Below are 24,109 nucleotides of genomic sequence, written 5' to 3' on the forward strand. Positions count from 1 at the left end.
CAAGGATAGGGACGCGCGGCGCGGAAGGCGCGTTGATTACCGCCGCCCTGGGGAGACAGGTCCCGATCGCGATAGCGTCGGAAGACGCTGCGGACTACGCCGCACGAGCGAGGAAGGGGCGACGATGGCCCAGAAACCGGACGTCGGCTGGAAGATCTTCGCCGGCATCACGGGGATGGTCGGCGGACTTGCCGCACGCAAGTCACTTGAACTGCTGTGGCGCAAGGGGACCGGCCGCAAGCCCCCGGTCAACCCCGAGGCCCCCGACGTCAGCCTCGCCGAGGCGCTCGGCTGGGCCGTGCTGATCGGCGTCGGCATGGAGGTGAGCCGCGTCCTGGTCACCAGGCTCGCGGTCAAGCAGTGGCAGGCGACCACCGGCGCGCTGCCCGCCCACCTGCTCAAGGACGACTGAACCCGCACGGACCCTGAACGACAGAACCCGGCACGCGGGACGGGTGTGCCGCCCGTCCCGCCGTCGGTCCGTACTCCCGGCTCCCTGACCGGCCCTGGAGGCCCGGTGGCCGGCCCCGCGGCTAGTCCTGTGGCGGAGGGCCGGGGGGCGGCAGGTCCTGCGGTGGGGGCCCGGGAGGCGGGATCTGGGCGTGTCCGCCGCCCAGCAGATGATGCGGTTTCGGCTCGCGCGGCACACCCCGCGCGAGGGTTCCGTAACGGGCCAGGTCGTTCCTGACCTTCTCGGCGAGCTTCTTGGTGGCCGCCCGGTTCAGCGTGCCGCCCGCGACCGCCCCGGTGAGGAACGGGCCGAGGGTGGTCATGTGCCTTCCCAGCACGCCCATCATGCGTTTGCGCAGCGCGGCCTTGGCCGCGCCGCCCAGGCCGACGCTCAGCGAGCCCGAGTCCATCGGGTTGACGCCGCGCTGCTTGGCCCAGGCGACCGCGTAGGTCATGGTCCGCTCGGCGGTCCCGCCCTGGATCTGCACGCCGTGCGCCTCGTGCAGCTCGGCGATCATCTTGGTCTCGATCGCCGCGACCACGAGGGTCTCCGCGACGATCTGGGCCGGGGCCGTGAGCAGCAGCGGCGGTGCGGTGAACTGCACGGCCGCGAGCGCGCCGCCCGCCGCGCCCACCGCCGTCGTCCGGTTCACCGCGCCGCGCACCAGCTCGTCGGCGAGCGCCTCCGCGCTCAGCCCCGGGTAGTGCGCCCGCAGCGTCTCGAGGTCCCGGATCGGAATCCGGGGGGCGACCGCGGCGAAGGTGTCGGCGAGCCACTTGCCGCCCGCGAGGCCCCTGACCCCCGCGCCCTTCGCGCTGGAGGCGAGGAGGTGGGCGAGCCGTCCGATCAGCCGTCCCCTTGTGGTCTTGTCCAGCTCCTCCGTGCCGGACAGACGGCCGATCAGCTCGCCGATCTCCTGTTCTTCCTCCCCACGCGGGGGCTCGGGATGGTCGCCCTCGCTGGTCATCCCGCCCTCTCCCTCCCTGCGCCGGCTGGTCAGGCCGCGCACTCCGTGCAGACGGGCTCGCCGTTCTTCTCCTTGGCGAGCTGGCTGCGGTGGTGCACCAGGAAGCAGCTGCTGCACGTGAACTCGTCGGCCTGCTTGGGCACGACCTTGAACGACAGTTCCTCGTTCGACAGGTCCGCGCCCGGCAGCTCGGCGACCTCGCCGGCGTCCAGGTCCTCGTCGATGATCCCCGCGGACTTGTCGGTCCGCCGGGCCTGGAGCTCCTGGAGGCTGTCCTCGCCGAGGTCGTCGTCGGTCTTGCGCGGGCTGTCGTAGTCGGTGGCCATCTCTCTCCATCCCCCTCTTGGCCTTACCGGGCTCCCGCCCGGAGGCTCCGTAGTCCTCTATATGCACCCCGTCGCGCGGAAGTAACGCACGGGACGCCGTTCTTGTGCCCGATCCGGGCGGGAAATTCTGTCACGGTTTGCGACCTCCGCCACACATGCCGCTACCGCCACTCCGATACGGCAGCGCGCCGAGGCGGGCGCTCCCGTCCGGCTCCCGCCCGAGAGAACGGTCGGCGACCGGGGATCGTCCCCGCTTGCTGCGCCCACCGCGGGCGGGATCATACCTGGGAAGAACGGGTCCATGAGTCATGACGTGACCATCGACGGGGAAAAACTGCCTGCGAATCACGGTTTGTGGCGAACAACACCCACGTTCCGGCCATCGGAGACCAGTGAGCGGCCATCGGACAAGCCGGTGAGGGAGGACGCGGCGGCCATGACGGCGACCGAGGCTTCGGCCCCGTCTCCAGAAGGTCTCCTACCCCAACAAACGGCCAGAAGTACAGAGAGATCTCATAGTTCAGACTCACGCGATATCGTCGCCGCCTGAGAAGCGCTTGAGGAATGAGCTGACCTGTTGACTCGGAGGGGTCGCATGCCGAAGTACGCTCCGCTGGAGCAAGGTGACCCGACAACGCTCGGTTCCTACGAGGTGGTCGGACGCCTCGGAGCCGGCGGGCAGGGCGCCGTCTACCTGGGCCGGACCGGTGACGGCCAGTTCGTCGCGATCAAGCTACTGCACGCCCAGATGAACGCCGACCCGCAGGCGCGCGCCCGTTTCGTCCGGGAGGTCGCCGCCGCGCAGAAGGTCGAGCCGTTCTGCACCGCCCGGATCATCGAGGCGCAGGTCGACGGCGACTCGCCCTATGTGGTGAGCGAGTACATCGAGGGCCCGTCGCTGCACGAGCTCGTCGCCACCGGCGGGCCGCGCCCGGCCCAGGAGCTGAACCTCCTGGCCATCGGCATGCTCACCGCGCTGGCGGCCATCCACGAGGTGGGCATCGTCCACCGCGACTTCAAGCCCAACAACGTGCTGATCGCCGCCGACGGCCCCCGGGTCGTCGACTTCGGCATCGCGCGGACCGTCAACTCCCAGGAGAGCGCGGTCACCGCCACCGGCATGGTCGTCGGCACCCCCGGCTACCTCGCGCCCGAGCAGCTCACCGGCGCGCCGCTCCAGCCCGCGGTGGACATCTTCGCGTTCGGCGCGACGATGATCTTCGCGGCCACCGGCCAGTCGCCGTTCGAGGCCGACACCCTGCCGGTGATCATCAACCGCATCCTCAACGAGGAGCCCGACATCACCGGGCTGCCCCCCGAGCTGCGGCCGCTGATCGCCAGGTGCCTGTCCAAGGACGCCTCGCTGCGCCCGTCGGCGCTCGACGCCCTGCTGGAGCTCGTGCCGCGCTCCGGGGCGGCCCCGTCGTCGGCGACCCAGCGCGAGGAGCTGCTGAACCAGGGCACGCGGATCGCCGCGCAGCTGCCCACGCCGCCCGCGCCGCACACGCCGACACCCGCGCCCTTCGCCTCCCCCGCGAACCCGTACGCGGCCGCTCCGCCGAACCCGTACGCCGCCTCGCCCGGGCCGGTGAGCCCGCCGTCGTACACGCCGCCGCCCACGCCTGGCCCGCTCAGCGCGCAGCCGAGCCCCCAGGCGTTCCAGCAGCCGGGCCAGCCGACCCCGCCGCCGTTCCAGCAGTCCGGGTTCCAGCCGGGCCTCCAGCAGGCACCGCACCAGCAGCCCGGCTACCCGCAGCAGGGCCCCTACACGCCGACGCCGCAGCCGCAGTTCGGCCAGGCGCCCCCGCCGCCCCCGCCCTACGGCGGCCCCGGCTACCCGCAGCAGAACCAGCCGTTCGGCGGCCAGCCGCCGCGCCGCAAGTCCAACGGCGCGGTCGTCGCCGCGATCGCGGGCGCGGTCGTCGTGGTGCTGCTGCTGGTGATCGCGATCGCCATCGCGCTGCCCGACGACAAGCCCGCCGACCCCGTCGTCGCGCCGCCGCCCACCCAGCAGGCCCCGGTCAACCCGGTGCCGCCGAGCAAGAGCCAGGACAACAACACGGGGTCCGGCACCGGCAACAAGCCCGACTGCGGCCAGCAGGGCGACACCGCCTTCTGCGAGGACTACGCGGGCACCTGGACGGGCCTGGTCACCCAGGTCAAGCCGGAGAGCGCGCAGTACTACGTGAAGGTGACCTTCACCAACGGCTCGCCGACCGGTGAGATCGTCTACACCAACGGGCCCAACGACAAGACCACGTGGTCGTGCTCGGGCACCGTCACGTTCCTGCACCACCCGGGCACCTCGGTCTGGAAGAGCATCGCGCGGGAGAACATCACCAAGAAGGACAACGCCACGTGCCCCGACGTGACGTACAACGAGTTCTTCCCCAAGGACGACGGCGTGGAGATGTTCATCACCAACTTCAGCACCCAGGCCGCCGCCGACGACGGCAGCGGCGAGTACAGCTTCATCGGTACGCTGACACGCCAGTAGGTCCCCCCGCCTGAAGGACTCCGCGTGTACCCTCCGCCTCCTGGACAGCCTCCGTACGGAACCCCGCCTCCGTTCGCCGGACCTCCGCCAAGGCGGGGGGTGTCGCCCGCGGTGCTCGTCCTCGGCGGGTTCGGCCTCCTGATCCTGCTGCTGGCCGCCGTCCTGCTCGTCGTCCTGTCAGACGACGGGAAGGGCGGCGGCACGCCCGTTGCGACGCCGTCCGCGCCCGGCTTCGACGCCAAGTACGCGGGCACCTGGACGGGCCCGGTCATCCAGATCAAGCCGACGTCGGCGCGGTTCATCGTCACCGTCGTGATCGCCGAGGGCTCGACCACCGGCCAGATCAAGCTCGAGAACGACCCGACCAGCACCTCGACCGGCGCGTTCTCCTGCTCGGGCACGCTGACGTTCCTGCACCACACGCCGAACTACGACTTCAAGTCGGTCGTGCAGGAGAGCATCACCCAGTCGCAGGGCAGCGTGACCTGTGACGCGCTGTCGTACTCGACGCTGTTCCCCAACCCCGACAACAACGGCGGCTCGAACGACGGCCTGTACTACAAGACGTACTTCAACGAGTCCGCCGCCGACCGGGATTCCGATCACAACGCGATCGGCGAGCTGAAGCGCCAGTCCGGCGCGAACGCCTGAGCCCCGGAAAGCACAGCCGCGAACGCCTGAGCGCCGGAAGGCACAGCCGCGAACGCCTGAGCCCCCGAGCCCCGCTCCGGCCCCGCGTCAGCGGGCCTGGAGCGGCAGCCGCACGGTGATGATGAGACCGCCCCCCGGCCTGGGGCTGGCGACCACGGTCCCCCGGTGGGCGGTCACCACCGAGCGCACGATCGACAGGCCGAGCCCCGCGCCCTTGGCGGACTCGATCCGGTCGCTGTTGAGCCGCCGGAACGGCTCGAACAGCCGGTCGATCTCGTAGGCCGGGATCACCGGCCCGGAGTTCTCCACCTGGCAGGCCGCCGCGCCGTCGAGCACCCCGGTGCGCAGGAAGACCTCGCCGCCCTCCACGTTGTGCTTGAGCGCGTTGTCGACGAGGTTGGCGATCAGATGTTCCAGCAGCACCGGGTCGCCGACGGTGTCGGCGGAGGTCAGCTCGGTGTTCAGGGTCACGTCGGGCCGCTCGCCCTCGGGCCGGTTGCGCACCGATTCGAGCACGGTGTCGGCGACCTCCTTGAGGTCGACCACCTTGCGGGTGGTCAGCTCGCGCTCGCTGCGGGCCAGCAGGAGCAGGCCCTCGATGAGCCGCTCGTGCCGCGCGTTGGTGGCCAGCAGGGTCTTGCCGACCGTCATCATGTCCGGCGACACCTCGGGGTCGGTGAGCGCGACCTCCAGCAGGGTCCGGTTGATCGCCAGCGGGGTCCGCAGCTCGTGCGAGGCGTTGGCGACGAACCTGCGCTGTGAGTCGAAGGCGTCGCCGAGCCGCGCGAGCATCGCGTCGAACGTGTCGGCGAGCTCCTTGATCTCGTCCTCGGGGCCCTCGAGCGCGATCCGCTCGTGCAGGGTGCTCTCCGACAGCCGCCGCGCGGCGGCGGTGATCGCGTGCAGCGGCGCGAGGGCGCGGTCGGCGACGATGTAGCCGAGCACGAGCGCCATCAGGCCGACCCCGAACAGCGCGAACACCATCCGCTTGACGAGCTGGGCCAGCATTCCCGTGCGCAGCTCGTCGACCGGACGCGTGTAGTAGAAGCCCTCCGACGTCCGGTACGTGAGGTCGCTGCCGGGCCGCAGCACGTCGCTGAACGACTGGCCGACGAACACGTAGGTGACCGCCATGAGCAGGCACCCGGCGAAGAAGAACAGGACGCCGTACAGCAGGGTGAGCCGCAGCCTGACGCTGACGCGCCTGGGCAGCTCCCGCAGGTCCCGCAGCAGGTTCGTCGGCGACGTCACAGCCGGTACCCCACCCCGGGCACCGTCTCGATCACCGGGGGGTCGCCGAGTTTCTTGCGCAGCGTCATCATGGTGACCCTGACCACGTTGGTGAACGGGTCGATGTGCTCGTCCCACGCCTTCTCCAGCAGCTGCTCGGAGCTGACGACGACGCCGTCGGCGGCCAGCAGCACCTCAAGGACGGCGAACTCCTTGCGGGTCAGCTCGATCGGGCGGCCGTCGCGCGAGACGGTGAAGCGCCCCGCGTCGAGTTCGATCCCGGCGCGGGCCAGCACCGGCGGGAGCGGGGTCGCGACGCGCCGGGACAGCGCCCGCACCCTGGCGATCAGCTCCTTGAACGCGAACGGCTTGGCGAGGTAGTCGTCCGCGCCGAGGTTCAGGCCGGCGACCTTGTCCTCGAGCTCGCCGGCGGCGGTGAGCATGAGGATGCGCGCCCCGTAACGCTGCCCGACGAGGGTGCGGCACACCTCGTCGCCGTGCACCTTGGGCAGATCGCGGTCGAGCACGATCACGTCGTACTCGTTGATCCCGGCCCGCTCCAGCGCGCCCGCGCCGTCGTAGGCGATGTCGACGGCCATCGCCTCGCGGCGCAGCCCCGTGGCGATCGCGTCGGCCATGACCCGTTCGTCCTCGACGACCAGAACTCGCACCTTGCGCTCCTCTTTCCCGCCGCGCTCCCACACCCCGACGGGCATGTCGCGGCCTTTCCGTTATGCCACAGGGCCGGTAAGCGACCGGTAAGCGAAGGGCAGGGGTGCTTCGCTGAAATTCTCCATGGGTAAAGGTTTAGACCGGTCTAGACCCGGGGTAGAGGGGATTCGACCCGGAAGGACCATGCTTATGAGCGAGCTCAACGAGACGATCCAGCAGCGGCTCAAGGAGGCTTACGCCTCCCTGCGCGCCGCCACCAGGGACGGCGACGACTACCTCGCCGACGTGCGCCAGTCGGAGATCGACGAGCTGCGGCGGATCGCCGACGCCCACGACCTCCCCGCCCGCTGAACCTCAGTCCCTCGCGGGGTCGAGCGGCGCGAGCAGATCGTGCAGCGGGCCGAACAGGTCGGCACCGGCCGCGATCGTCAGCTCGTTCCCCGCGGGGGCGCCGGCGAGCCCGCCTACCCGCCCGCCCGCCTCGGTGACGATCAGGGTCCCCGCCGCGATGTCCCACGCCTGCACGCCGCGCTCGTAGTAGCCGTCGATCCGGCCCGCCGCGACCTGGCACAGGTCGATCGCCGCGGCCCCGTTGCGGCGGATGTCCCGCACGTTCGGCAGCACCCCCGTCAGCACCCGCGCCTGGGCGGCCCGGCGTTCGGGCGCGTAGCCGAAGCCCGTCGCCACGAGCGCGCTGTGCAGCGGCACCCCCGAGGTGCAGCGGATCGGCTCGCCGTTCAGGAACGCGCCGCCGCCGCGCACGGCGGTGAAGGTCCAGCCCCTGCGCGGCACCTCGACCACCGCCGCGACGGTCTCGCCGCCGCTCTCGGCGGCGATGCTCACCGCCCAGTCCGGCAGGTCGTAGAGGTAGTTGACGGTCCCGTCGATCGGGTCGACGACCCAGCGCACGCCGGACGAGCCCGCGGTGACGCCCTCCTCCTCGCCGAGGAACGCGTCGCCGGGCCGTGCCGCGCCGATGCGCTCGCGGATGAGGCGTTCTGCGGCCTGGTCCATCTGGGTGACCACGTCGGTCGCGCTCGACTTGGTGGCGACCACGGCGGGCCCCTCGACGGGCCGCTTGTCGATCAGCATCCGGCCGGTCTCGCGGGCCGTCGCGACGGCCAGGTCGAGCAGGTCGGCGGGGTCGGGCAGCTCAGCCACGGCGGGTCCTCTCGAAGAGCTCGGCGGCCAGCGGGGCGAGCGCGACGCCCGGCGTGCCCGCCCGCGCGAGGCGCATGCCGAGTTCGGCGGCGAGGTCGCGGGCCTCGACGTCGAGGTCGTAGATGACCTCCATGTGGTCGGACACGAACCCGATCGGGACGAGGACCACGTCGCGGACGCCCAGCGAGTACAGGGTGCGCAGGTGGTCGAGGATGTCGGGTTCGAGCCACGGCTGCGAGGGCGGGCCGCTGCGGCTCTGGTAGACCAGGTCGAACTTGGGGACCGCCCCGGACGCCTCGTGCACCCGGACGGCCACCTCGTGCAGCTCGGTGTCGTACTCGGCGCGGCCCGGCTGCGCCAGCGGGACGCTGTGCGCGGTGAACACGAGCCGCGCCTCGGGCAGCTGGGCGAGCGCCTTCTGGGTCGCGGAGACGAACGCGTCGACGAACTGGGGTTCGAGGCAGTACGGCGGGATCTTGGTGATCTCCGGCGCGCCCGGGACCGCCGCCCTGGCCCGGTCGATGTCCTCCTGGTACTGGCCGGAGGAGGAGTAGCCGCTGTAGGCGGAGGTGACGAACGCGGCGGCCGAGGTGATCCCGTCTTCCTTCATCTGGGCGACGGTGTCGGCGAGGTAGGGCGGCCAGTTGCGGTTCCCCCAGTAGACGGGGACGTCCACCAGCTTCTCGATCGCCGCCTTCAGCTCCCGGCACTGGTCGTTGATCGGGCTCCTGCCCCCGAAGCGGTGGTAGTGCTCGGCCACCTCCTCCAGGCGCTCGCGCGGGACGTTACGCCCCCGCGTGACGTTCTCCAGGAAGGGCATGACGTCCTCGGGGCCTTCCGGACCGCCGAAGGAGACCAGCAGCAACGCGTCCATGGGCCCCAGCCTATGAGACCCCCCGGGCGGACCGGTGGCGGCCGAGGGTGAACGATCAGGAGAACTGTCTGCCGTAGGCGTCGGCGAGCGCGAGGACCTCCTGGACATACCAGTCGGCATGGTTGTAGGCGTAGATCGCCTTGTACAGGTCGCGTTGGGCCCCTGACGCGCACAGGTACTTCGCGGCGGCGGGGATCGCGTCGAACGGGTTCATGACGTCGGCGGCGCCGTCGCCGTCGCCGTCCACGCCGTAGCTCTTCCAGGTGGCGGGCATGAACTGCATCGGGCCGAGCGCGCCCGCGCTCGACGGGCCGACGTTGACGCCGTGGTCGCTCTCCACCTGGCCGATCGCGGCGAGCACCGTCCAGGACAGGCCGGGGCATGTCGTCGCCGCGCTCTTGTACAGGTCGAGGTAGTTCCCCGCGGTACCGCCCTGGGAGGCGGTGTGCAGGTTCACCACCTCGGCCTTCTTCCCGAGGATCTCGCGCACCTTCGTGACGAGCGTCGCGGGTTTGAGGCCGGGCGCGTTCACCAGGACCGCGACCGACGGCACGAGGCCGATCCGCGCGCCGACCTCGGGCGCGACGAGGACGTCGACGCCGGGCAGGCCGAGCGGCGCGGTGCCGCCCAGGACGACCTCGGGGGCCTCGCGTCCGGCGAAGCGGTAGGTCGCGCCGAGGGAGAGCCCGAGGTCTTCCGCGGCCGAGGAGGCGGCGACGAAGCGGCCGCCCGCGAGCGCGGTCCACAGCTCCTGGCTCTCGGCGGTGACCGGCGGGGTCCACGACCTGAACCGCGACGGGTCCACCGCGAGCACGTCGACGCTCTTGCCCTGAAGGGTGACCGCGCCGCCCGCGACGGTGATCACGTCGGCGACCTTGGCGATCTCGCTGATCCTGGCGACCCTGCCGTCGTCTATCCCGGTGGGCAGTACGGCCAGCACGTCCGGCACCACGACGCGTTCCAGCGCCGCGACGGGCGCCGCGGTCGCCGTCGGGTCCTGGGTGATCGCGGGCGGCGGGACCATGGCCTGCCGTGACGGCTCCGCGACGTCGCCGAGCCGGATCGCCGCCCACACCGCGACGGCGGTCAGGGCGAGCACGACGACCGAGGCCACGGCGGTCACGAGGCGGTCTTTGCGCACCCGGGAAGGCTAGCGCCGAGGGCTCCCGCCGGGCATTCCCGGGCGGCGGGTACGGTTGCCGATTCGGGGGTGGATCTGATGGCGAATCCGTACCGGGCCCTGTTCGCGCAGCCCGGCGCGCGGTCGTTCGTGCCCGCGAGCTTCGTGGGCCGCATGGCGATGTCGATGCTCGGGATCGGCATCGTGCTCATGGTCACCGGCACCCACGGCGGGTACGCGCTCGCCGGGGCGGTGGCGGCGACGACCCAGGTCGCCTACGCGGTCACCTCGCCGCTGGTGGCCAGGCTCGTGGACCGGGTGGGGCAGCGCCGCGTCCTGGTTCCGCTGGTCTCGGCCAACGCCGTCGCGATGACCGCGCTGATCCTGTGCGCTCAGCTCGGCGCGCCCTCCTGGAGCCTGTTCCCGACCGGAATCCTGGTCGGGATGACGTCGCCGTCGATGGGCGCGCTGGTGCGGGCGCGGTGGTCGTACCTGCTCTCGCCCACGGGCGGCAAGGACAAGCCGCCGCTCCAGACCGCCTTCGCGATGGAGTCGGTCCTCGACGAGCTCGTGTTCATCACCGGCCCGACCCTCGCGACCCTGCTCGCCACCGCGGTGATCCCGGCGGGCGGCCTCGCGGCGGCCGGACTGTTCACCTTCGCCGGGGGCCTTGCCTTCGCCGCGCAGTACCGCACCGAGCCTCCGGCGAGGGGTCTGCGCCGGGGCGGGCGGAACGCCCTGGCTTATGCGGGGATGCCGGGGATGGCGCTTGTCTTCCTCGCCCTCGGCGTCGTGTTCGGCGCGGTCGAGGTGAGCGCGATCGCGTTCTCCGAGGAGCAGGGCCACAAGGGCCTGTCGGGCGTCGTGCTCGCCTGCTTCGCGGCCGGGAGCGGCCTCGCGGGCCTCTGGTACGGGGCGCGGGAGTGGGTGTGGCCGCTGGGCCGCCGCTTCCGGCTCGGCCTCGTGGTGTTCGCCGCGGGCCTTGTGCCGGTCGCCCTCGTGGAGAGCCTGCCGCTGATGATGGTGGTGATCTTCTTCGCCGGGCTGGCGATCTCGCCGACGATCATCCCCGCCTATGGGGTACTTGAGCGGATCGTGCCGGAAGGGCAGCTCACCGAGGGGCTGACCTGGGCGTCCACCGCCGTCGGGCTGGGCGTGGCGGGCGGCGCGTCGGCGGCGGGCGCGATCATCGACGCGCGCGGCTCGGGTCCGGCGTTCGCGTTCGCCCTCGGCGTCGGCGTTCTGGGCGCGCTGCTCGGACTCGTCGCCGTGTCACGGTTGCATAACGACGCGAAACGCGAATTTTCTTCATAAACCGCGTCCACTACCCTCCTTCCATGTCTGTGGAAACCTGGCGCAACTGGGCGGGCAACGAGCGATCCGTCCCCGCCCGCGTCGTCACCCCCCGCTCCACCGAGGAGGTCGCGGCCGCCGTGCGCGCCGCGGCGGCCGAGGGGCTGGCGATCCGGATGCCCGGCACCGGGCACTCCTTCACCGGCGTCGCGCTCACCGACGGGGTGATGCTGCGCCCGTCGGGGCTGACCGGCGTGCGGTCCATCGACACCGCCACCGGCCTGGTCACCGCCGAGGCCGGCCTTCCGCTGTGGCGGCTCAACCAGCTGCTCGCCGAGCACGGCCTCGCCCTTGCCAACATGGGCGACATCCAGGAGCAGACCATCGCCGGGGCGAGCCAGACCGGCACCCACGGCACGGGACGCGACCACGCCGGCCTCGCCTCCCAGATCGCCGGGCTCGAACTCGTCCTCGCCGACGGCTCGGTCGTCACCTGCTCGGCGACCGAGCGGCCCGAGCTGTTCGACGCCGCCCGCGTCGGCCTCGGCGCGCTCGGCGTCGTCACCGCGATCACCTGGCAGACCGTCCCGGCGTTCCTGCTGCGCGCCCAGGAAGAGCCGATGGCCTGGGACGAGGTCCTCGGCCGGGTGGACGAGCTCGAGGCCGCCAACGAGCACTTCGAGTTCTACTGGTTCCCGCACAGCGAGGGCTGCCTGACCAAGCGCAACAACCGGGTGGAGGGCCCGCGCGACCCCCTGCCGAAGTTCAAGGCGTGGCTCGACGACGAGTTCATCTCCAACAAGGTCTTCGGCGTCGCCCAGGGCCTCACCCGGCGGGTCCCGTCGACCATCGGCCCGATCAACGGCATCTCCGCCAAGCTGCTCGGCGCGCGCACCTTCACCGACACCTCCCACGAGGTGTTCACCAGCTCCCGGACCGTCAGGTTCAAGGAGCAGGAGTACGCGATCCCGCGTGAGCACCTGGTGCCCGCGCTGCGCGAGATCCGCGCCGCGTTCGACCGGCGCGGCTGGCGCATCAGCTTCCCCATCGAGGTCCGGCTGCTGCCCGCCGAGGACGCGTGGCTGTCGATGGCGCACGAGCGGCACTCGGCCTTCATCGCGATCCACGTCTACCACCGCAACGACCACAGGGCGTACTTCGAGGGCGTCGAGGAGATCCTGACCGGCTTCGAGGGCCGTCCGCACTGGGGCAAGATGCACACGCGCGACGCCGCCTACCTCCAGAGCGTCTACCCGCGCTTCGGCGACTTCACGAAGCTGCGCGACGAACTCGACCCGGACCGCTTGTTCCGCAACGCCTACCTGAACCGCGTGCTCGGAGCGTGACGGGCGCGCGCCCGGGAACATACGCCGCGAACCTCGACCTTCCGCCCCGGCGGGCCGCCCACGGGCCGCCCGCCAGGGAAAAGGATGCACAAGAAACCGGCCGCCCCGCCCCGCGAGGCCCCCGCGCACGGCAAGCTAGCCGCGGGAGGAGAACGGCTTTGTCCTGTACTCCGGGTGACACCGCTCACGTGGAGGCCCGCGGGCACTAGCACACCGGACGAATCGGAGCGACGATGTTCGGACATGCCGGGTACGGTGCTGGCAGCGGATGTGTCCCTGACGAGACACTGGGAGCGCTCCGGGCGGTGAACCGTGCGGAGCATCCGGGGGAAGGGACGCATGCGCCCGCTGTCGCAACCGACGGCGTCAGGGCCCGGGACAAGGCTGGGAAGGACACGCATGCAGGAGCTGCGCCTCGTGGCGGTGAGCGAGGACGGTTCGTACCTCGTGCTGGCCACCGCCGGCCGGGGCACCCGGTTCACCCTGCCCGTGGACGATCGGCTGCGCGCCGCCGTCCGTGGGCACTTCTCCCGACTCGGTCAGTTCGAGATCGAAGTGGAGAGCCCTTTGCGCCCCAAGGAGATCCAGGCCCGCATCCGCGCGGGGGAGACGGCGGAGGAGATCGCCGAGTCCGCCGGCATTCCCGTCGAGCGCGTCCGGTGGTTCGAGGGCCCGGTCCTCCAGGAGCGCGAGTACATGGCGCAGCAGGCACAGCGCTGCGTCGTCCGCACCCCGGGTGAGCCGACGCCGGGACCGCCGCTCGGCGAGCTCGTGGAGGAACGCCTCGGCAGACGCGGGGCCGACCTTGAAGAGGTCACCTGGGACGCCTGGAAGTGCGAGGACAACACCTGGCAGATCCGGCTGTCGTTCTACGACGCCGGACGTCCGCACGCCGCCGAGTGGAAGTTCGACCCGCGCCGCCGTGTCGTGCGCTCACTCGACGACGAGGCAGCGCGGCTCATCCACCTCGGCGAGGAGGAGGAGCCCGAGCAGCCCGCCGACACCGTGACGCCGCTGCGCCGCCCGTCGATGAAGATCGTCTCCGACCACCGGCGCGAGTTCCCCGCCGGACGTCCCGTGCCCGCGCCGTTCAGCCAGCGCCCCGACCTCGCCGACGCGCTCCCGTCGCTGCCGTCGCCGCCCCTGTCCCCCGAGCCCTTCACCCCCGAGCGGTTCCAGCGCGAGACGCGCGGCGCGGACCTGCCCGACCTCGACGCCCTCGGCGCGCTCCTCGACGCCACCGCCCCCACCCCGCCCGCTCCCCCTGCCGTTCCCGAACCCGCCGCCGAGACCGCCTCCGAACCCGCCTCCGGAACCACAGCGGCCGACGAACCCGTCGCGTCGCGCCACGACGTCCCCGCCGACCCGGCCCCCGCCGCCGACCCCGCGCCGGAGGCCGCCGCGCCCCTGGCCGACCCCCTGCCGTCCGCGCTCACCGTGGACAGGCCCGCCCCGGAGGACTCCCCGAACACGACTTCCGCTCAGCAGTCTGAGCCGGAGCCCGTCGAGATCGAGGAGCCCACCGTGCCGCAGGAGCCGACCACCGCTTCCGTTCCCGAGCCCGTCGCGCCCGAGCCGCTGCCCGCGGCCCGGCACGTCGAGCCCGTCGCGCCGCCCGCGGCCGCCGAGCCCGCGCCCGTCGCGCCCGAGCCGGTCGAGCGGCCCGCCGCCGCCGAGCCGACGCCGGAGCCCGAGCCGATGCCGGTCCCGGTGAAGAAGCCGAAGCCCGCGCCGGTCCCGGCCGCCGCGGCGGCCAAGGGCGAGCCGCGGCCGCGCAAGCGCCCGGCCCGCAACCGGCGCGCGAGCGTCCCGTCCTGGGACGAGATCATGTTCGGCGCGCGCCGCCCCGACTAGACGGCGGCATCGCGGCGGCCACCCCTTTGGGGCGTGGCCGCATAGGGTGAGATCGTGACAACGCGGCTGAGGCCGCCCGCGCACCGGGTCTCCGGCCGGGCAGTGATCAAGTGGGCCGCCGATCTGCTGATCGGCGGCGCGGTGCTGACCGGCGTGGCGTTCGGCTTCACCGCATGGGCGCGCGGCGCGGACTTCGCGTTCCAGCCCGGCTGGCTGCCGTGGACCGTCGCCGCGCTCAGCGTCATTTCGGTCCTGGTGATCCCCGCCTGGCGCTACCGGGTGCACCGCTGGGAGGTCAGCTCCGACGTGGTGTACACCACGGTCGGGTGGCTGAGCCGCGAGTGGCTGCTGGTCCCGGTCAGCCGGATCCAGACCGTCGACGCCGCGCAGAACTGGCTCGAGCGGCTGCTCGACCTCGCCACGCTCAAGGTGACCACCGCCTCGCACGAGGGGTCGTCGGAGCTCACCGGCCTGCCCGTCGGCACGGCCACCGAACTGGCCGAGCGCCTGGCCAGACGCGCGCACGACCTGCGGGACGACGCCACATGATCACCGGGGAGCCGGAGCAGAGCGCCCCCGCCGAGGGGGACGGACCCGGCGGCCCCGTCGCGCCGCCCGAACCGCCCGACACGCGCAGGCTGAGCCCCGTCAGCTGCGTCGCCAGCGCGCTCCGGGAACTCGCCGCGCTGCTCGTCGTGGCCGTCAGCGGGCTGCTGATCAGCGGGTTCAACGTCGCGGTCTACTTCACGCTCGCCGCGCTCGCCATGGGGCTGCTGCACCAGGCGGTCCGCTGGTGGTCGTTCACGTACACGCTGTACCCCGACCGCCTCGAGCTGCGCCACCAGCTCATCGGACGGTCGGTGAAGACGATCCCGCTGGAGCGCGTCAGAGGCGTCGACATCAACGCCAGCCCCACCCACCGGCTGCTCGGCCTCGCCGTCGTGCGGATCGACGCGGCGGCGGGCGGCGACGAGGGCGTCCTTGACGGCGTCAGCCGCAAGGAGGCCGAACGGCTCAGGCAGCGGCTGCTGGGCCGCCGCCCCACCGTCCCCGGAGGGCCGCGGCCCGAGATCGTCGCGCGGTCCGAGCCGAGCTGGTACTGGTACGCCCCCCTCAGCGGCGCGTACCTGCTGACGCCGTTCGCACTCGCCGGAAGCGTCCTGGGCACCCTGTACAACCTCAGCAACGAGGTCGGCCTGATCTCCGAGGGCACACTCAGCCATCTCGGCGACCGCGTCCTCGGGTTCTCCCCCGTCCTCGCGGCGTTCGTGGCGCTGCTGTTCGTGCTCGCGATGCCGCTCGCGTCCGTGCTGGTCTTCGCCTGGTTCAACTGGGACTTCCAGCTCCGCGCGATCAAGGCCGACCCCTCCGGCGAGGGCAACGGCTCGCAGGGGGCGCTGCTGGCCGAGCGCGGCCTCGTCACCCGGCGCAGCGTCACCCTTGAACGCCGCCGCATCCGGGGCCTTGAACTGCGCGACAACCCGCTGGAACGGCTGCTCGGCGTCGTCAGGCTGACCGCGCTCGTCACCGGGCTCGGCGACGCCGAACACCGGGGACGGCTGCTGCCGACCGCGCCAAGGGCCGTCGCCGAGAAGGTCATCACGCGGCTCGGCGCGATGTTCACCACACCGCTCACCGTCCACCCGCCCGTCGCGCGCACCCGCAGGATCACCCGTGCCGTCCTGCCGCCGCTCGTGCTCGGCGTGGTCGCCGCCGCCACCGGACGGCCCTGGCTCGCCGCCCTGTGCGCTGCGGCGGCCGTCCTTGGCGTCCCGCTGGCGCTCGACAGGTACCGGCAGCTCGGCCACGCCACCGACGGACGGCTCCTGTCGGTCAGGTCCGGCTCGCTCGTCCGGCACCAGCAGATCATCGAGAACCGCGCGGTGGTCGGCTGGAAGCTGCGCCAGAGCGTGTTCCAGCGGCGCGGCGGCGTCGCCACCCTGACCGTCGCGGTCGGGGCCGGGGAGGGCGGGTACGCCGTCATTGACGCCGACGCGGCCGAGGCCGTCGACTTCGCGAGGTCGGTCACGCCCGCCTGGATCACCCCGTTCCTCGCCGATGACGGCACACGGGCCTCAGCCGCCGCCGACGGGCCCGTCAGGCCCCGGGAGACGACAGAGCCCCCGGACGGCGCGTCCGGGGGCTCTGCGGGGCGTTCAGCCGGTTAGGCGTTGGCCGCCGCGCCGCGGCGTCCGTCGTCCTCCTCGGCCGGGACCTCTTCGGGCACCGCGAGGAACCCTCCGCTCTCGGCGTCGTAGATGTGGACCTTGGCCGTCGCCAGGTCGAGGTACATCCCGACGAGCTCGATCTCGCCGAGGTCGACGCGCCGCCGCAGCCACGGGTAGCTGAGCAGGTTGTCGAGCTGCTGCACCACGTTGGCCTGGCACAGCCGGGTCAACGGGCTCGCCGTGTGGTCGCCCTCCGGCTCGTGCAGGAAGCGGTCGAGGCTGTAGTTGGCGTGCTTCAACCAGTTCGACAGCTGCGGCAGGTGCTCCACCTCGCTGCCCCCGGCCAGCACACCCGCCATCGCGCCGCAGTTCGAGTGGCCGCAGACGGTGATCGTCTTCACGTCGAGCACCGATGTGGCGTACTCGACGGTGGCCATCACCGAGTCGTCGGGCACCCGCGAGCCGTTGCGCGGCACGAGGTTGCCCACGTTGCGGTTGATGAAGATGTCGCCGGGCCCGCTGGCGGTGATCAGATTGGGCACCACCCGGGAGTCGACGCACGTGATGAAGAGGTGGTCAGGGGTCTGGGCCATGGCCAGCTCGGCCATGATCGGACGGACAAGGCGTGCGGTGCGTCCGTGGTATTCCCGGACGCCCGCGAGGAGCACCTCGCGCGGCGAGGCGCCGTCGAGGTCCTGGACGGGACCGCGCTCACGCCGTGACCAGGGCGCCCACCAGCGGACACCACCGGACGACTTGTCCTTCGGAGCAGCTTCGCCCGTCATGGCGTTTTCGTACCAAGACTCATGGATTTCATCGATATCGACTTTACCGCCCTGCCTTTCGTGGGAAACGCGCCAGGTGTGGATAGTGTCGAACGCCGCGTTGTCCATGAAGTCCACGTCGAGGTCGAGGTCCACCGGAACGCCCGGCGGGATGGCCGCGAGCGCGGTGTTCAGCCGGGGCACGCCGAGGAACGTCAGCGACCCGGCGACGACGACGTGCCACCGTCCGTCGCGCTGCTCGGTGCGCACCCTGACCCGGGTGAGCCGCCGCAGCGCCAGGCAGGCCGCCAGGGCGATCCCGAGGAGCACGCCCTCGCCCAAGCCGAGGACGACGACACCGGCCATGGTGATCCAGTAGATCCAGGTCTCGCGGTGCGGCCGCAGGCCCTTCAGGTGGGAACGGTCCAGCATCCGCAGGCCCAGCGCGACGAGCAGGGCGGCGAGGGCGGCCAGCGGGATCTGCTCGATCAGCGCCGCGCACGACAGCGCGAGGACCAGCACCCACACGCCGTGCAGCACGGTCGAGGCCCTGGTCAGCGCGCCCGCGCGGACGTTCGCGGTCGACCGGACGATCACGCCCGCGACGGGCAGGCCGCCGAGGAAGCCGGACACGAAGTTGCCCGCGCCCTGGCCCATCAGCTCGCGGTCGAGATCGCTGCGCGGCACCCCGACCGGGCGCATCCGGTCGACCGCCACCGCGCACAGCAGCGACTCCACCCCGGCGACCAGCGCGACGGACACGACGGCGCCGACCAGGTCGGGGAGCGCGGCGTCGGGGGCCTTGGGCAGGCCCCAGCCGCCGAACAGGCTCTCGGGAAGGTCGACGCGCGGGACGTCGAGGCCGCCCGCCCAGGCGATCAGCGTGGCGAACGCCACAGCGACGAGCGGGGCGGGAATCCTGCGGAACGGCAGCCGCTCCCAGGCCAGCAGCACCACGACGGTCAGCACCCCGACCATCACCGCGGCCGAGTGGTTGCGCACGATCTGCTGCGGCAGCTCCACGAGGTTGGCCATCGCCGAGTGCTGCGGGCTGCCGCCGAGCACGATGTGCAGCTGCGACAGCACGAGCACCACGCCGATGCCCGCGAGCATCCCGTGCACCACCGCGGGCGACACCGCGAGGGCGGTCCTGGCGACCCGGCACGCGCCGAGCCCGATCTGGAGCAGGCCCGCGCACATCGTGATGGCGCAGGTCGCCTGCCATCCGTACGTCTGGACCATCGAGGCGACGATCACGGTGAGTCCCGCGGCGGGACCGCTCACCTGGAGCGGCGACCCCCCGGTCAGACCGGCGACGATCCCGCCGACGATGGCGGCTATCAGGCCCGCGGCTACCGGCGCCCCCGAGGCGACGGCGATACCGAGCGAAAGCGGGATCGCCACCAGGAACACCACGAACGACGCGGGAATATCCCTGCCGGGCGCGATGAAACGCGTCACTACATTCTGTGGTTCGAAGGTCACACCCCGTATCGAATCACAGCCACCCACCCACCGAGCCCCCATTCCCCGGTGAGCCACCCACCCACCCCCACCAACCAAAAACCCCACCCCGCCCCTCCAACCCCAGGGGCCGACAGGCCGACGCGATCCGTCCATGAGGCCGCGTCCACCGGGCGGGGTTCACGCCGCCCCCCTTCGACCCCCTTCGACGCCAGGGCCGACAGGTCGGCGCGGTACGTCCGTCCGGCCACGTCCACCGGGCAGGAATCCCGCCACACCCCTTCGACGCCGGGGCCGACAGGCCAGCGCGGCGCGTCCGTGAGGCCGCATCCGCCGGGCGGGGTTCACGCTGCACGCCCTTCGACGCCGGGGCCGACAGGTCGGCGCGATGCGTCCGTCAGGCCGCGTCCACCGGGCGGGAACCCGCCGCACGCCCTCCGACGCCGGGGCCGACAGGTCGGCGCGGTACGTCCGTCCGGCCACGTCCACCGGGCAGGAATCCCGCCGCACCCCTTCGACGCCGGGGCCGACAGGTCGGCGCGGCGCGTCCGTGAGGCCGCGTCAGCCGGGCGGGGTTCACGCCGCACGCCCTCCGACGCCGGGGCCGACAGGCCGGCGCAGCGCGTCCGTTGGGTGGGGCTCGGGCTCGGCGGAAACGGCTGAGCCCGCCTCCGTGGACCTGGCGGTCGTGGGGGCGGGCTCGGCGTGGGCTGCGGCTAGTGGCGGTAGTCGCGGTACTCGTCCCACTCCTCGGTGGAGCGGGGTTGGTCGGCGTACTGGGCCGTCGGGTACTGCTGCGAGGGGTACTGGGCCGACGGGTCAACCGGGGCGCTGAACGGGGTCTGCTCGCCCGGGTAGTAGCCGCCCGAGCCCGTGGTGGGCTGCTCGCCGGTGGTGCCGCCGAGGCTGCTGCCGGTGAAGTCGCCGTAGCGTCCGGCGTTCTCCCCGCCCTGGCCGTAGGACGACGAGCCGTAGGACGGGGAACCGCCCGTGCTCGACGGGTAGCCGCCCAGGGGGTCGTCGTAGCGGGCGGGGCTGGGGTCCGCGCCGTAGGCGGGGGCCGTGGGGTAGTCGGTGGAACCGCCGCCGTAGGACGACCCGGACGACGACCCGTAGGAGGAGCCGCCCAGGGCGTCAGAGGACAGGCCGCCGCTCGGCGACGACGACGGCCACGCCGAGCCGTAGTCGCGGTTCTCGGAGTTCAGCGGGTCGTTCAACGGGTCCAGCGCCGGAGCCGGGCTGTAGGACGACGGGGCCGACGTCCCCGGCGCGTCCGACTTGCGGCGGTCGGCCTGGATGCGCTGGAGGAGCTCGTCGACCGTCGGCAGCCGGGTGCCGTCGGTGTTCTCGCTCGCCGAGGGCTGCTCCGCCGGGGCGCCATAGGACGGCGCGCCGCCCAGCGGCGGGGTGAGCGGTCCGGACGAGCCGCCGAGCGGTCCGCCGCCCAGCGGCGACGCCGACGCGGCGGCCGCGCCCGCGCTGAGCGGACCCGTGCTGCGGCTCGGCGGAGGCGTCGGCAGCGACGGGCTCGCCGACAGCGGACCCGTACCGCCCGCCGACAGCGGACCAGTGCCCTGCGTGGGCAGCGGGCCGCTGGTGCGCGGCGCGGGAGTGCCGTAGGGCCCCGCGCTGAGCGGACCCGTGCCGAGACCGCTCCCGGAACCGAGACCGCCGCCGAGACCACCGCTGGTGCCGAGGCCGCTCAACGGGGCAGCAGGGTAAGCCTGGGTCGCCTCGGGGTCGCGCGCCTGGGCGGCGGCCGCGGGACGCGCGAACGGGTCGGGCAGGCCGAGCGGGTCGGGCTGCGGGACGCGCGGCTGCGGCGGCTCGAACGCGGCGGCCGCGGGCTGCGCCGGCTGCTGCTCGTACTTGTCGAAACCGCGCACCGCGGGCTGGTCGAACCTGGTCAGCGGCTCGTTCTGCCAGTCAGGGGCCGCCGCGGGCTCCAGCGGATCGGGCCGCAGGGGGCGCTGCGCGGGCTCGGGGTCGTAGCCGTCGTTCTGGTCGGGGTAGTAGGCGGTCGTGTCGCTGTAGGCGTCGCCGTAGCCGTCCTTCGCGTACTGCTGGTCCCCGTACTGCTGGTCCCCGTACTGCTGATCGGCGTACTGCTGGTCGGCGTACTGGCCGTCGGCGTACTGCTGCTGGCCGTCGTACTGCGACTGGTCGGCGTAACCGTCGGCCGCGTACTGCTGGTCGGCGTACCCGTCGGCGTACTGGTCGTTGCCGTACTGGTCGTTGCCGTACTGGTCGTTGCCGTACTGGCCATCGGCGTGCTGGGCGTTGCCGTACTGCGCGTCGGCGTACTGGTTGTTGTCGGCGTACTGCTGGTCGCCGTAGGACTCCGTGTACTGCTCGCCCGCGTAGGAGTCGGCGTACTGGTCGTCCTGGGGCTGCGCGGCGGCGTGGACGGGCTCGGGCTCGGGCTGCGCGACGGAGTCGAGCGGATCGGGCTGGGCGGCCTTGGCCTCGCCGCCCTCACCGTTCTGCCAGGGGAACTTGGGCTTGTCGAACGTGATCGTCGCCCAGTAGTCGTCGTCGGCCATGCGCTCGCTGGCCTTGCCCCGGGGGGCGCGGCCGCGTCCCGGCTCGCCCGCCGTCGGCGCGGACAGCGGCGCGCCCGCGACCCTGCGGTCGGGACCGCCGGCCTCCTCGCCGTCCTTGCGGGGCTTAGGGTCGTCGCTCATCCAGTCGTCGTCGTCATCGCGCTCCCGCTGCGCCCGCATGCCGAGCGCGACGAGCACCACGACGAGACCGACGAGGATGACCAACCCCGTAATAACGATAACCATCGCTCCACCCCAGTGCCATGGCCCGGCGCACAGGTCCGGCCCCGTTTGTGTCGGCGGTGTGGCCGCACGTGCCCGGTTCCGCCCGTCACCGCGCCCTGCCCGTCCGTTCGCGAACCACTACCATCACACGATCTCTCACGTTTTGGCCACAGATCCGGGAACTCTCACGACGGTGACTGCTGCCCGAAGTATCCGGTGATGCGACCCCGTCCCACGGTCCGCTCGGCGATCGCGGGCAGCGACTCCTTGAGCTCGCCCACCTCGTCCTCGGGAATGGGCGAGGACAGCGCGTAGACGGTGAAGCGGATCCGGTGCCGCTCCCCCTTGGGCGGGCACGGCGGGAGGTACGACGCGCTTCCCGCGGAGTTGCGGCCCTGCACGCCGCGGTCGGGGACCACCCCCTCGACGAGGTCGGCGGTCGTCCCGTCCAGGTTGGCGAGCACCCAGTGAATATACGTGCCGCCGCGCGCGTCCGGGTCGTCGACGACGACGGCGAAGGCTTTGGCCTCCGGCACGCCCGACCAGTGCAGCGGCAGGATCTTGCCCTGGCCGTCGAGTTCGGCGCAGCCGTAACGCTCGGGGATATCCTTCATGTCGGTGAACGCCGGGCTGCTGACGGTGAACTCCGCCAGCTCGCCGCTGCCCGAGCCGCTGCCGACGACGCCGCAGCCCGAGATCAGGGACGCCCCCACGAGCGACGCGGCGGCCACTTTGAGGACGGCGGCCCGTCCCGAGGTCTTCTTCATCAGATCAGCACTCCCGGGTCGAGATCGTACGCGAGCAGACGCGCTCGCGCGCGGTCCCCGCAAAACCCTAGGGCCTCACCGGACCTTGGGACGCCGATGATGTGACGTTGGTCATTAACAGCGGTCAGGATTTGAGCCCGTGAGAACTTGTGTCGTAGTTCACGGCGCTAGAGCGGTCCACTTTTACCCGACACGGAATTTCAGCGAAAGTTCCTTGGTTCTCGTTTGGACTAGACCAGACACGTCCGCTACATTGTGAATGTCTTCACAAGGTGACACCCTCTTTAGGAGCCTGAGATGGCCAGACGGCCTGACGCGAACCCCGACGCCCCGCACATCCTCATCGTGGGGGGTGGCTATGTCGGCCTGTACACCGCGCTCCGCCTCCAGAAGAAGCTGAAGAGCGAGCTGAAGCGCGGCGAGGTCCAGATCACCATCGTCGACCCGCAGTCCTACATGACCTACCAGCCGTTCCTGCCCGAGGCCGCCGCCGGCAACCTCTCGCCCCGGCACGTGGTCGTCCCGCTGCGTCGCGTCCTGCCCAAGGTCAACATCGTCACCGCGCGCGTCACCGAGCTCTCCCACGCCGAGCGCTGGGCCATCATCCAGCCCGTCGAAGGCCCCCCGAAGCGGCTCACCTACGACTACCTCGTCATGGCCGCCGGATCCGTCTCGCGCACCCTGCCCATCCCGGGCCTCGCCGAGAACGGCATCGGCTTCAAGACCATCGGTGAGGCCATCCACCTGCGCAACCACGTCCTCGCCCAGCTCGACATCGCCTCCTCGACCGACGACCTCGAGCTGCGCAAGCGCGCGCTGACCTTCGTCGTCGTCGGCGGCGGGTTCGCCGGCGTCGAGGCGCTGGCCGAGATGGAGGACATGGCCCGCGACGCGATCAAGCTGCACCCGAACCTGCGCGCGGACGACATGCGCTGGGTCATGGTCGAAGCCGCCGACCGCATCCTTCCCGAGGTCGGCCCCGAACTCGGCGAGTGGACCGCCGAGCAGCTGCGCGGGCGCGGCATCGACGTCAAGCTGAAGACGTTCCTGCAGTCGGCCGTCGACAACGTCATCGAACTGTCGGACGGCGAGAAGTTCCCGACCAACACCCTCGTGTGGACCGCCGGCGCCAAGGCCAACCCGCTCGGCAAGTCGACCGACCTGCCGATCGACGAGCGCGGCCGCGTCAAGGGCAACGAGTTCCTGCAGATCGAGGGCACCGTCCGGGCCTTCACCGCGGGCGACAACGCCGCGATCCCGGACCTCACCAAGGAGGGCACCGAGTACTGCGCGCCGAACGCGCAGCACGCCGTCCGCCAGGCCAAGGTCCTCGCCGAGAACATCCTCGCCGCCTACCGCGGCAAGGCCCTCAAGCCCTACCGCCACGCCTACGTCGGCTCCGTCGCCGGCCTCGGCCTGCACAAGGGCGTCGCCCACGTCTACGGCATCAAGCAGCGCGGCCTGGCCGCCTGGTTCATGCACCGCACCTACCACCTCTCCCGCGTCCCCACCTTCAACCGCAAGGTCCGCGTCATAGCCGACTGGACCCTCGCCCTCTTCTTCAAGCGCGAAACCGTCTCCCTCGGCAGCATCGAAGCCCCCTTCGAAGAATTCGCCCTCGCCGCCGCCACCGACCGCCCCACCCCGGTAGTCAAGAGCGCAGCCAAGTAACCCCTTGGCCCCAAAGGGGCACGGTCCACCCAGACCGTGCCCCTTCCCCATTCCCTGGGGTCGCG

At 72.0% G+C, this 24,109-nt stretch carries 20 protein-coding genes; 10 read left to right on the forward strand and 10 right to left on the reverse strand.

The features are described 5' to 3' along the window. Positions 1-124 precede the first annotated feature (124 nt). Positions 125-412, forward strand: a complete 288-nt coding sequence (locus R9X44_RS08275; protein WP_319813407.1) for a DUF4235 domain-containing protein — start codon at positions 125-127, stop codon at positions 410-412. A gap of 121 nt (positions 413-533) precedes the next feature. Here the strand turns inward: R9X44_RS08275 and R9X44_RS08280 are convergent, their stop codons facing one another. Both R9X44_RS08280 and R9X44_RS08285 read right to left on the reverse strand, forming a co-directional pair. Continuing rightward, positions 534-1,418, reverse strand: a complete 885-nt coding sequence (locus tag R9X44_RS08280) for a hypothetical protein (RefSeq protein WP_319813408.1) — start codon at positions 1,416-1,418, stop codon at positions 534-536. A 29-nt stretch (positions 1,419-1,447) separates the two neighbouring features. Beyond that, positions 1,448-1,744 carry a DUF4193 domain-containing protein gene (locus R9X44_RS08285; RefSeq protein WP_123668390.1) on the reverse strand — a complete coding sequence of 99 codons (297 nt, stop codon included), beginning with the start codon at positions 1,742-1,744 and terminating at the stop codon, positions 1,448-1,450. A 595-nt stretch (positions 1,745-2,339) separates the two neighbouring features. Here R9X44_RS08285 and R9X44_RS08290 point away from each other — a divergent pair. Further along, positions 2,340-4,241 (forward strand): serine/threonine-protein kinase, encoded by a 1,902-nt coding sequence (locus R9X44_RS08290; RefSeq protein WP_319813409.1) that lies wholly within the window; start codon positions 2,340-2,342, stop codon positions 4,239-4,241. Positions 4,242-4,340: 99 nt separating this feature from the next. Further along, positions 4,341-4,892, forward strand: coding sequence for a hypothetical protein (locus tag R9X44_RS08295; protein ID WP_319813410.1), 552 nt, complete (start codon positions 4,341-4,343; stop codon positions 4,890-4,892). An 87-nt stretch (positions 4,893-4,979) separates the two neighbouring features. Here the strand turns inward: R9X44_RS08295 and R9X44_RS08300 are convergent, their stop codons facing one another. Together R9X44_RS08300 and R9X44_RS08305 are read right to left on the reverse strand one after the other, a co-directional pair. Continuing rightward, a complete protein-coding gene (locus R9X44_RS08300) occupies positions 4,980-6,143 on the reverse strand; it encodes a HAMP domain-containing sensor histidine kinase (protein WP_319813411.1) in 1,164 nt (387 codons plus the stop codon). Beyond that, complete coding sequence (locus R9X44_RS08305; protein ID WP_319813412.1) at positions 6,140-6,793, reverse strand: response regulator transcription factor; 654 nt, start codon at positions 6,791-6,793, stop codon at positions 6,140-6,142. Before R9X44_RS08305 ends, R9X44_RS08300 begins: the two co-directional genes overlap by 4 nt. Positions 6,794-6,983: 190 nt before the next feature. Between R9X44_RS08305 and R9X44_RS08310 the strand changes: the two genes are divergently transcribed. Continuing rightward, complete coding sequence (locus R9X44_RS08310) at positions 6,984-7,145, forward strand: hypothetical protein (RefSeq protein WP_319813413.1); 162 nt, start codon at positions 6,984-6,986, stop codon at positions 7,143-7,145. A gap of 3 nt (positions 7,146-7,148) precedes the next feature. Here the strand turns inward: R9X44_RS08310 and R9X44_RS08315 are convergent, their stop codons facing one another. From R9X44_RS08315 to R9X44_RS08325, 3 genes are all read right to left on the reverse strand, one after another. Continuing rightward, on the reverse strand, positions 7,149-7,886 hold the full coding sequence (locus R9X44_RS08315) for an inositol monophosphatase family protein (protein ID WP_413774922.1): 738 nt from the start codon (positions 7,884-7,886) through the stop codon (positions 7,149-7,151). Positions 7,887-7,947: 61 nt separating this feature from the next. Beyond that, on the reverse strand, positions 7,948-8,829 hold the full coding sequence (gene hemH, locus R9X44_RS08320; RefSeq protein WP_319813414.1) for a ferrochelatase: 882 nt from the start codon (positions 8,827-8,829) through the stop codon (positions 7,948-7,950). A 55-nt stretch (positions 8,830-8,884) separates the two neighbouring features. Next, on the reverse strand, positions 8,885-9,970 hold the full coding sequence (locus R9X44_RS08325; RefSeq protein WP_319813415.1) for a lytic transglycosylase domain-containing protein: 1,086 nt from the start codon (positions 9,968-9,970) through the stop codon (positions 8,885-8,887). A 78-nt stretch (positions 9,971-10,048) separates the two neighbouring features. Between R9X44_RS08325 and R9X44_RS08330 the strand changes: the two genes are divergently transcribed. From R9X44_RS08330 to R9X44_RS08350, 5 genes are all read left to right on the forward strand, one after another. Next, complete coding sequence (locus tag R9X44_RS08330; RefSeq protein WP_319813416.1) at positions 10,049-11,263, forward strand: MFS transporter; 1,215 nt, start codon at positions 10,049-10,051, stop codon at positions 11,261-11,263. Between the two features lie 23 nt (positions 11,264-11,286). Further along, positions 11,287-12,588 (forward strand): D-arabinono-1,4-lactone oxidase, encoded by a 1,302-nt coding sequence (locus R9X44_RS08335; RefSeq protein WP_319813417.1) that lies wholly within the window; start codon positions 11,287-11,289, stop codon positions 12,586-12,588. 399 nt (positions 12,589-12,987) lie between these two features. Next, entirely contained in the window at positions 12,988-14,442 is a 1,455-nt protein-coding gene (gene sepH / locus R9X44_RS08340) for a septation protein SepH (RefSeq protein WP_319813418.1), read from the forward strand. 54 nt (positions 14,443-14,496) lie between these two features. Beyond that, a complete protein-coding gene (locus R9X44_RS08345; protein ID WP_319813419.1) occupies positions 14,497-14,991 on the forward strand; it encodes a PH domain-containing protein in 495 nt (164 codons plus the stop codon). Then, positions 14,988-16,610, forward strand: coding sequence for a PH domain-containing protein (locus R9X44_RS08350; RefSeq protein ID WP_319813420.1), 1,623 nt, complete (start codon positions 14,988-14,990; stop codon positions 16,608-16,610). Before R9X44_RS08345 ends, R9X44_RS08350 begins: the two co-directional genes overlap by 4 nt. Here R9X44_RS08350 and R9X44_RS08355 read toward each other — a convergent pair. The 3 genes from R9X44_RS08355 to R9X44_RS08365 all read right to left on the reverse strand — a co-directional run bounded on the left by R9X44_RS08355 (position 16,607) and on the right by R9X44_RS08365 (position 22,373). Continuing rightward, positions 16,607-18,835 carry a SulP family inorganic anion transporter gene (locus tag R9X44_RS08355; RefSeq protein ID WP_319813421.1) on the reverse strand — a complete coding sequence of 743 codons (2,229 nt, stop codon included), beginning with the start codon at positions 18,833-18,835 and terminating at the stop codon, positions 16,607-16,609. The genes R9X44_RS08350 and R9X44_RS08355 overlap by 4 nt on opposite strands. A gap of 719 nt (positions 18,836-19,554) precedes the next feature. Then, positions 19,555-21,627 (reverse strand): hypothetical protein, encoded by a 2,073-nt coding sequence (locus R9X44_RS08360; RefSeq protein WP_319813422.1) that lies wholly within the window; start codon positions 21,625-21,627, stop codon positions 19,555-19,557. Positions 21,628-21,791: 164 nt separating this feature from the next. After that, complete coding sequence (locus tag R9X44_RS08365; protein ID WP_319813423.1) at positions 21,792-22,373, reverse strand: YbhB/YbcL family Raf kinase inhibitor-like protein; 582 nt, start codon at positions 22,371-22,373, stop codon at positions 21,792-21,794. A gap of 297 nt (positions 22,374-22,670) precedes the next feature. Here R9X44_RS08365 and R9X44_RS08370 point away from each other — a divergent pair, with 297 nt between their 5' ends. Continuing rightward, positions 22,671-24,044, forward strand: a complete 1,374-nt coding sequence (locus R9X44_RS08370) for an NAD(P)/FAD-dependent oxidoreductase (protein ID WP_319813424.1) — start codon at positions 22,671-22,673, stop codon at positions 24,042-24,044. The last annotated feature ends 65 nt before the right edge of the window (positions 24,045-24,109 follow it).

Origin of the sequence: Actinocorallia sp. A-T 12471 (genome assembly GCF_033875155.1) — a bacterium.
Lineage (GTDB): Bacteria > Actinomycetota > Actinomycetes > Streptosporangiales > Streptosporangiaceae > Actinocorallia.

Coding starts and splice junctions, on each gene's coding strand:
- R9X44_RS08275 (WP_319813407.1), top strand. CDS start 125: ATGGCCCAGAAACCGGACGTCGGCTGGAAGATCTTCGCCGGCATCACG.
- R9X44_RS08350 (WP_319813420.1), top strand. CDS start 14,988: ATGATCACCGGGGAGCCGGAGCAGAGCGCCCCCGCCGAGGGGGACGGA.
- R9X44_RS08360 (WP_319813422.1), bottom strand. CDS start 21,627: ATGGTTATCGTTATTACGGGGTTGGTCATCCTCGTCGGTCTCGTCGTG.
- R9X44_RS08365 (WP_319813423.1), bottom strand. CDS start 22,373: ATGAAGAAGACCTCGGGACGGGCCGCCGTCCTCAAAGTGGCCGCCGCG.
- R9X44_RS08330 (WP_319813416.1), top strand. CDS start 10,049: ATGGCGAATCCGTACCGGGCCCTGTTCGCGCAGCCCGGCGCGCGGTCG.
- R9X44_RS08335 (WP_319813417.1), top strand. CDS start 11,287: ATGTCTGTGGAAACCTGGCGCAACTGGGCGGGCAACGAGCGATCCGTC.
- R9X44_RS08290 (WP_319813409.1), top strand. CDS start 2,340: ATGCCGAAGTACGCTCCGCTGGAGCAAGGTGACCCGACAACGCTCGGT.
- sepH (WP_319813418.1), top strand. CDS start 12,988: ATGCAGGAGCTGCGCCTCGTGGCGGTGAGCGAGGACGGTTCGTACCTC.
- R9X44_RS08280 (WP_319813408.1), bottom strand. CDS start 1,418: ATGACCAGCGAGGGCGACCATCCCGAGCCCCCGCGTGGGGAGGAAGAA.
- hemH (WP_319813414.1), bottom strand. CDS start 8,829: ATGGACGCGTTGCTGCTGGTCTCCTTCGGCGGTCCGGAAGGCCCCGAG.
- R9X44_RS08370 (WP_319813424.1), top strand. CDS start 22,671: ATGGCCAGACGGCCTGACGCGAACCCCGACGCCCCGCACATCCTCATC.
- R9X44_RS08285 (WP_123668390.1), bottom strand. CDS start 1,744: ATGGCCACCGACTACGACAGCCCGCGCAAGACCGACGACGACCTCGGC.
- R9X44_RS08315 (WP_413774922.1), bottom strand. CDS start 7,886: ATGCTGATCGACAAGCGGCCCGTCGAGGGGCCCGCCGTGGTCGCCACC.
- R9X44_RS08310 (WP_319813413.1), top strand. CDS start 6,984: ATGAGCGAGCTCAACGAGACGATCCAGCAGCGGCTCAAGGAGGCTTAC.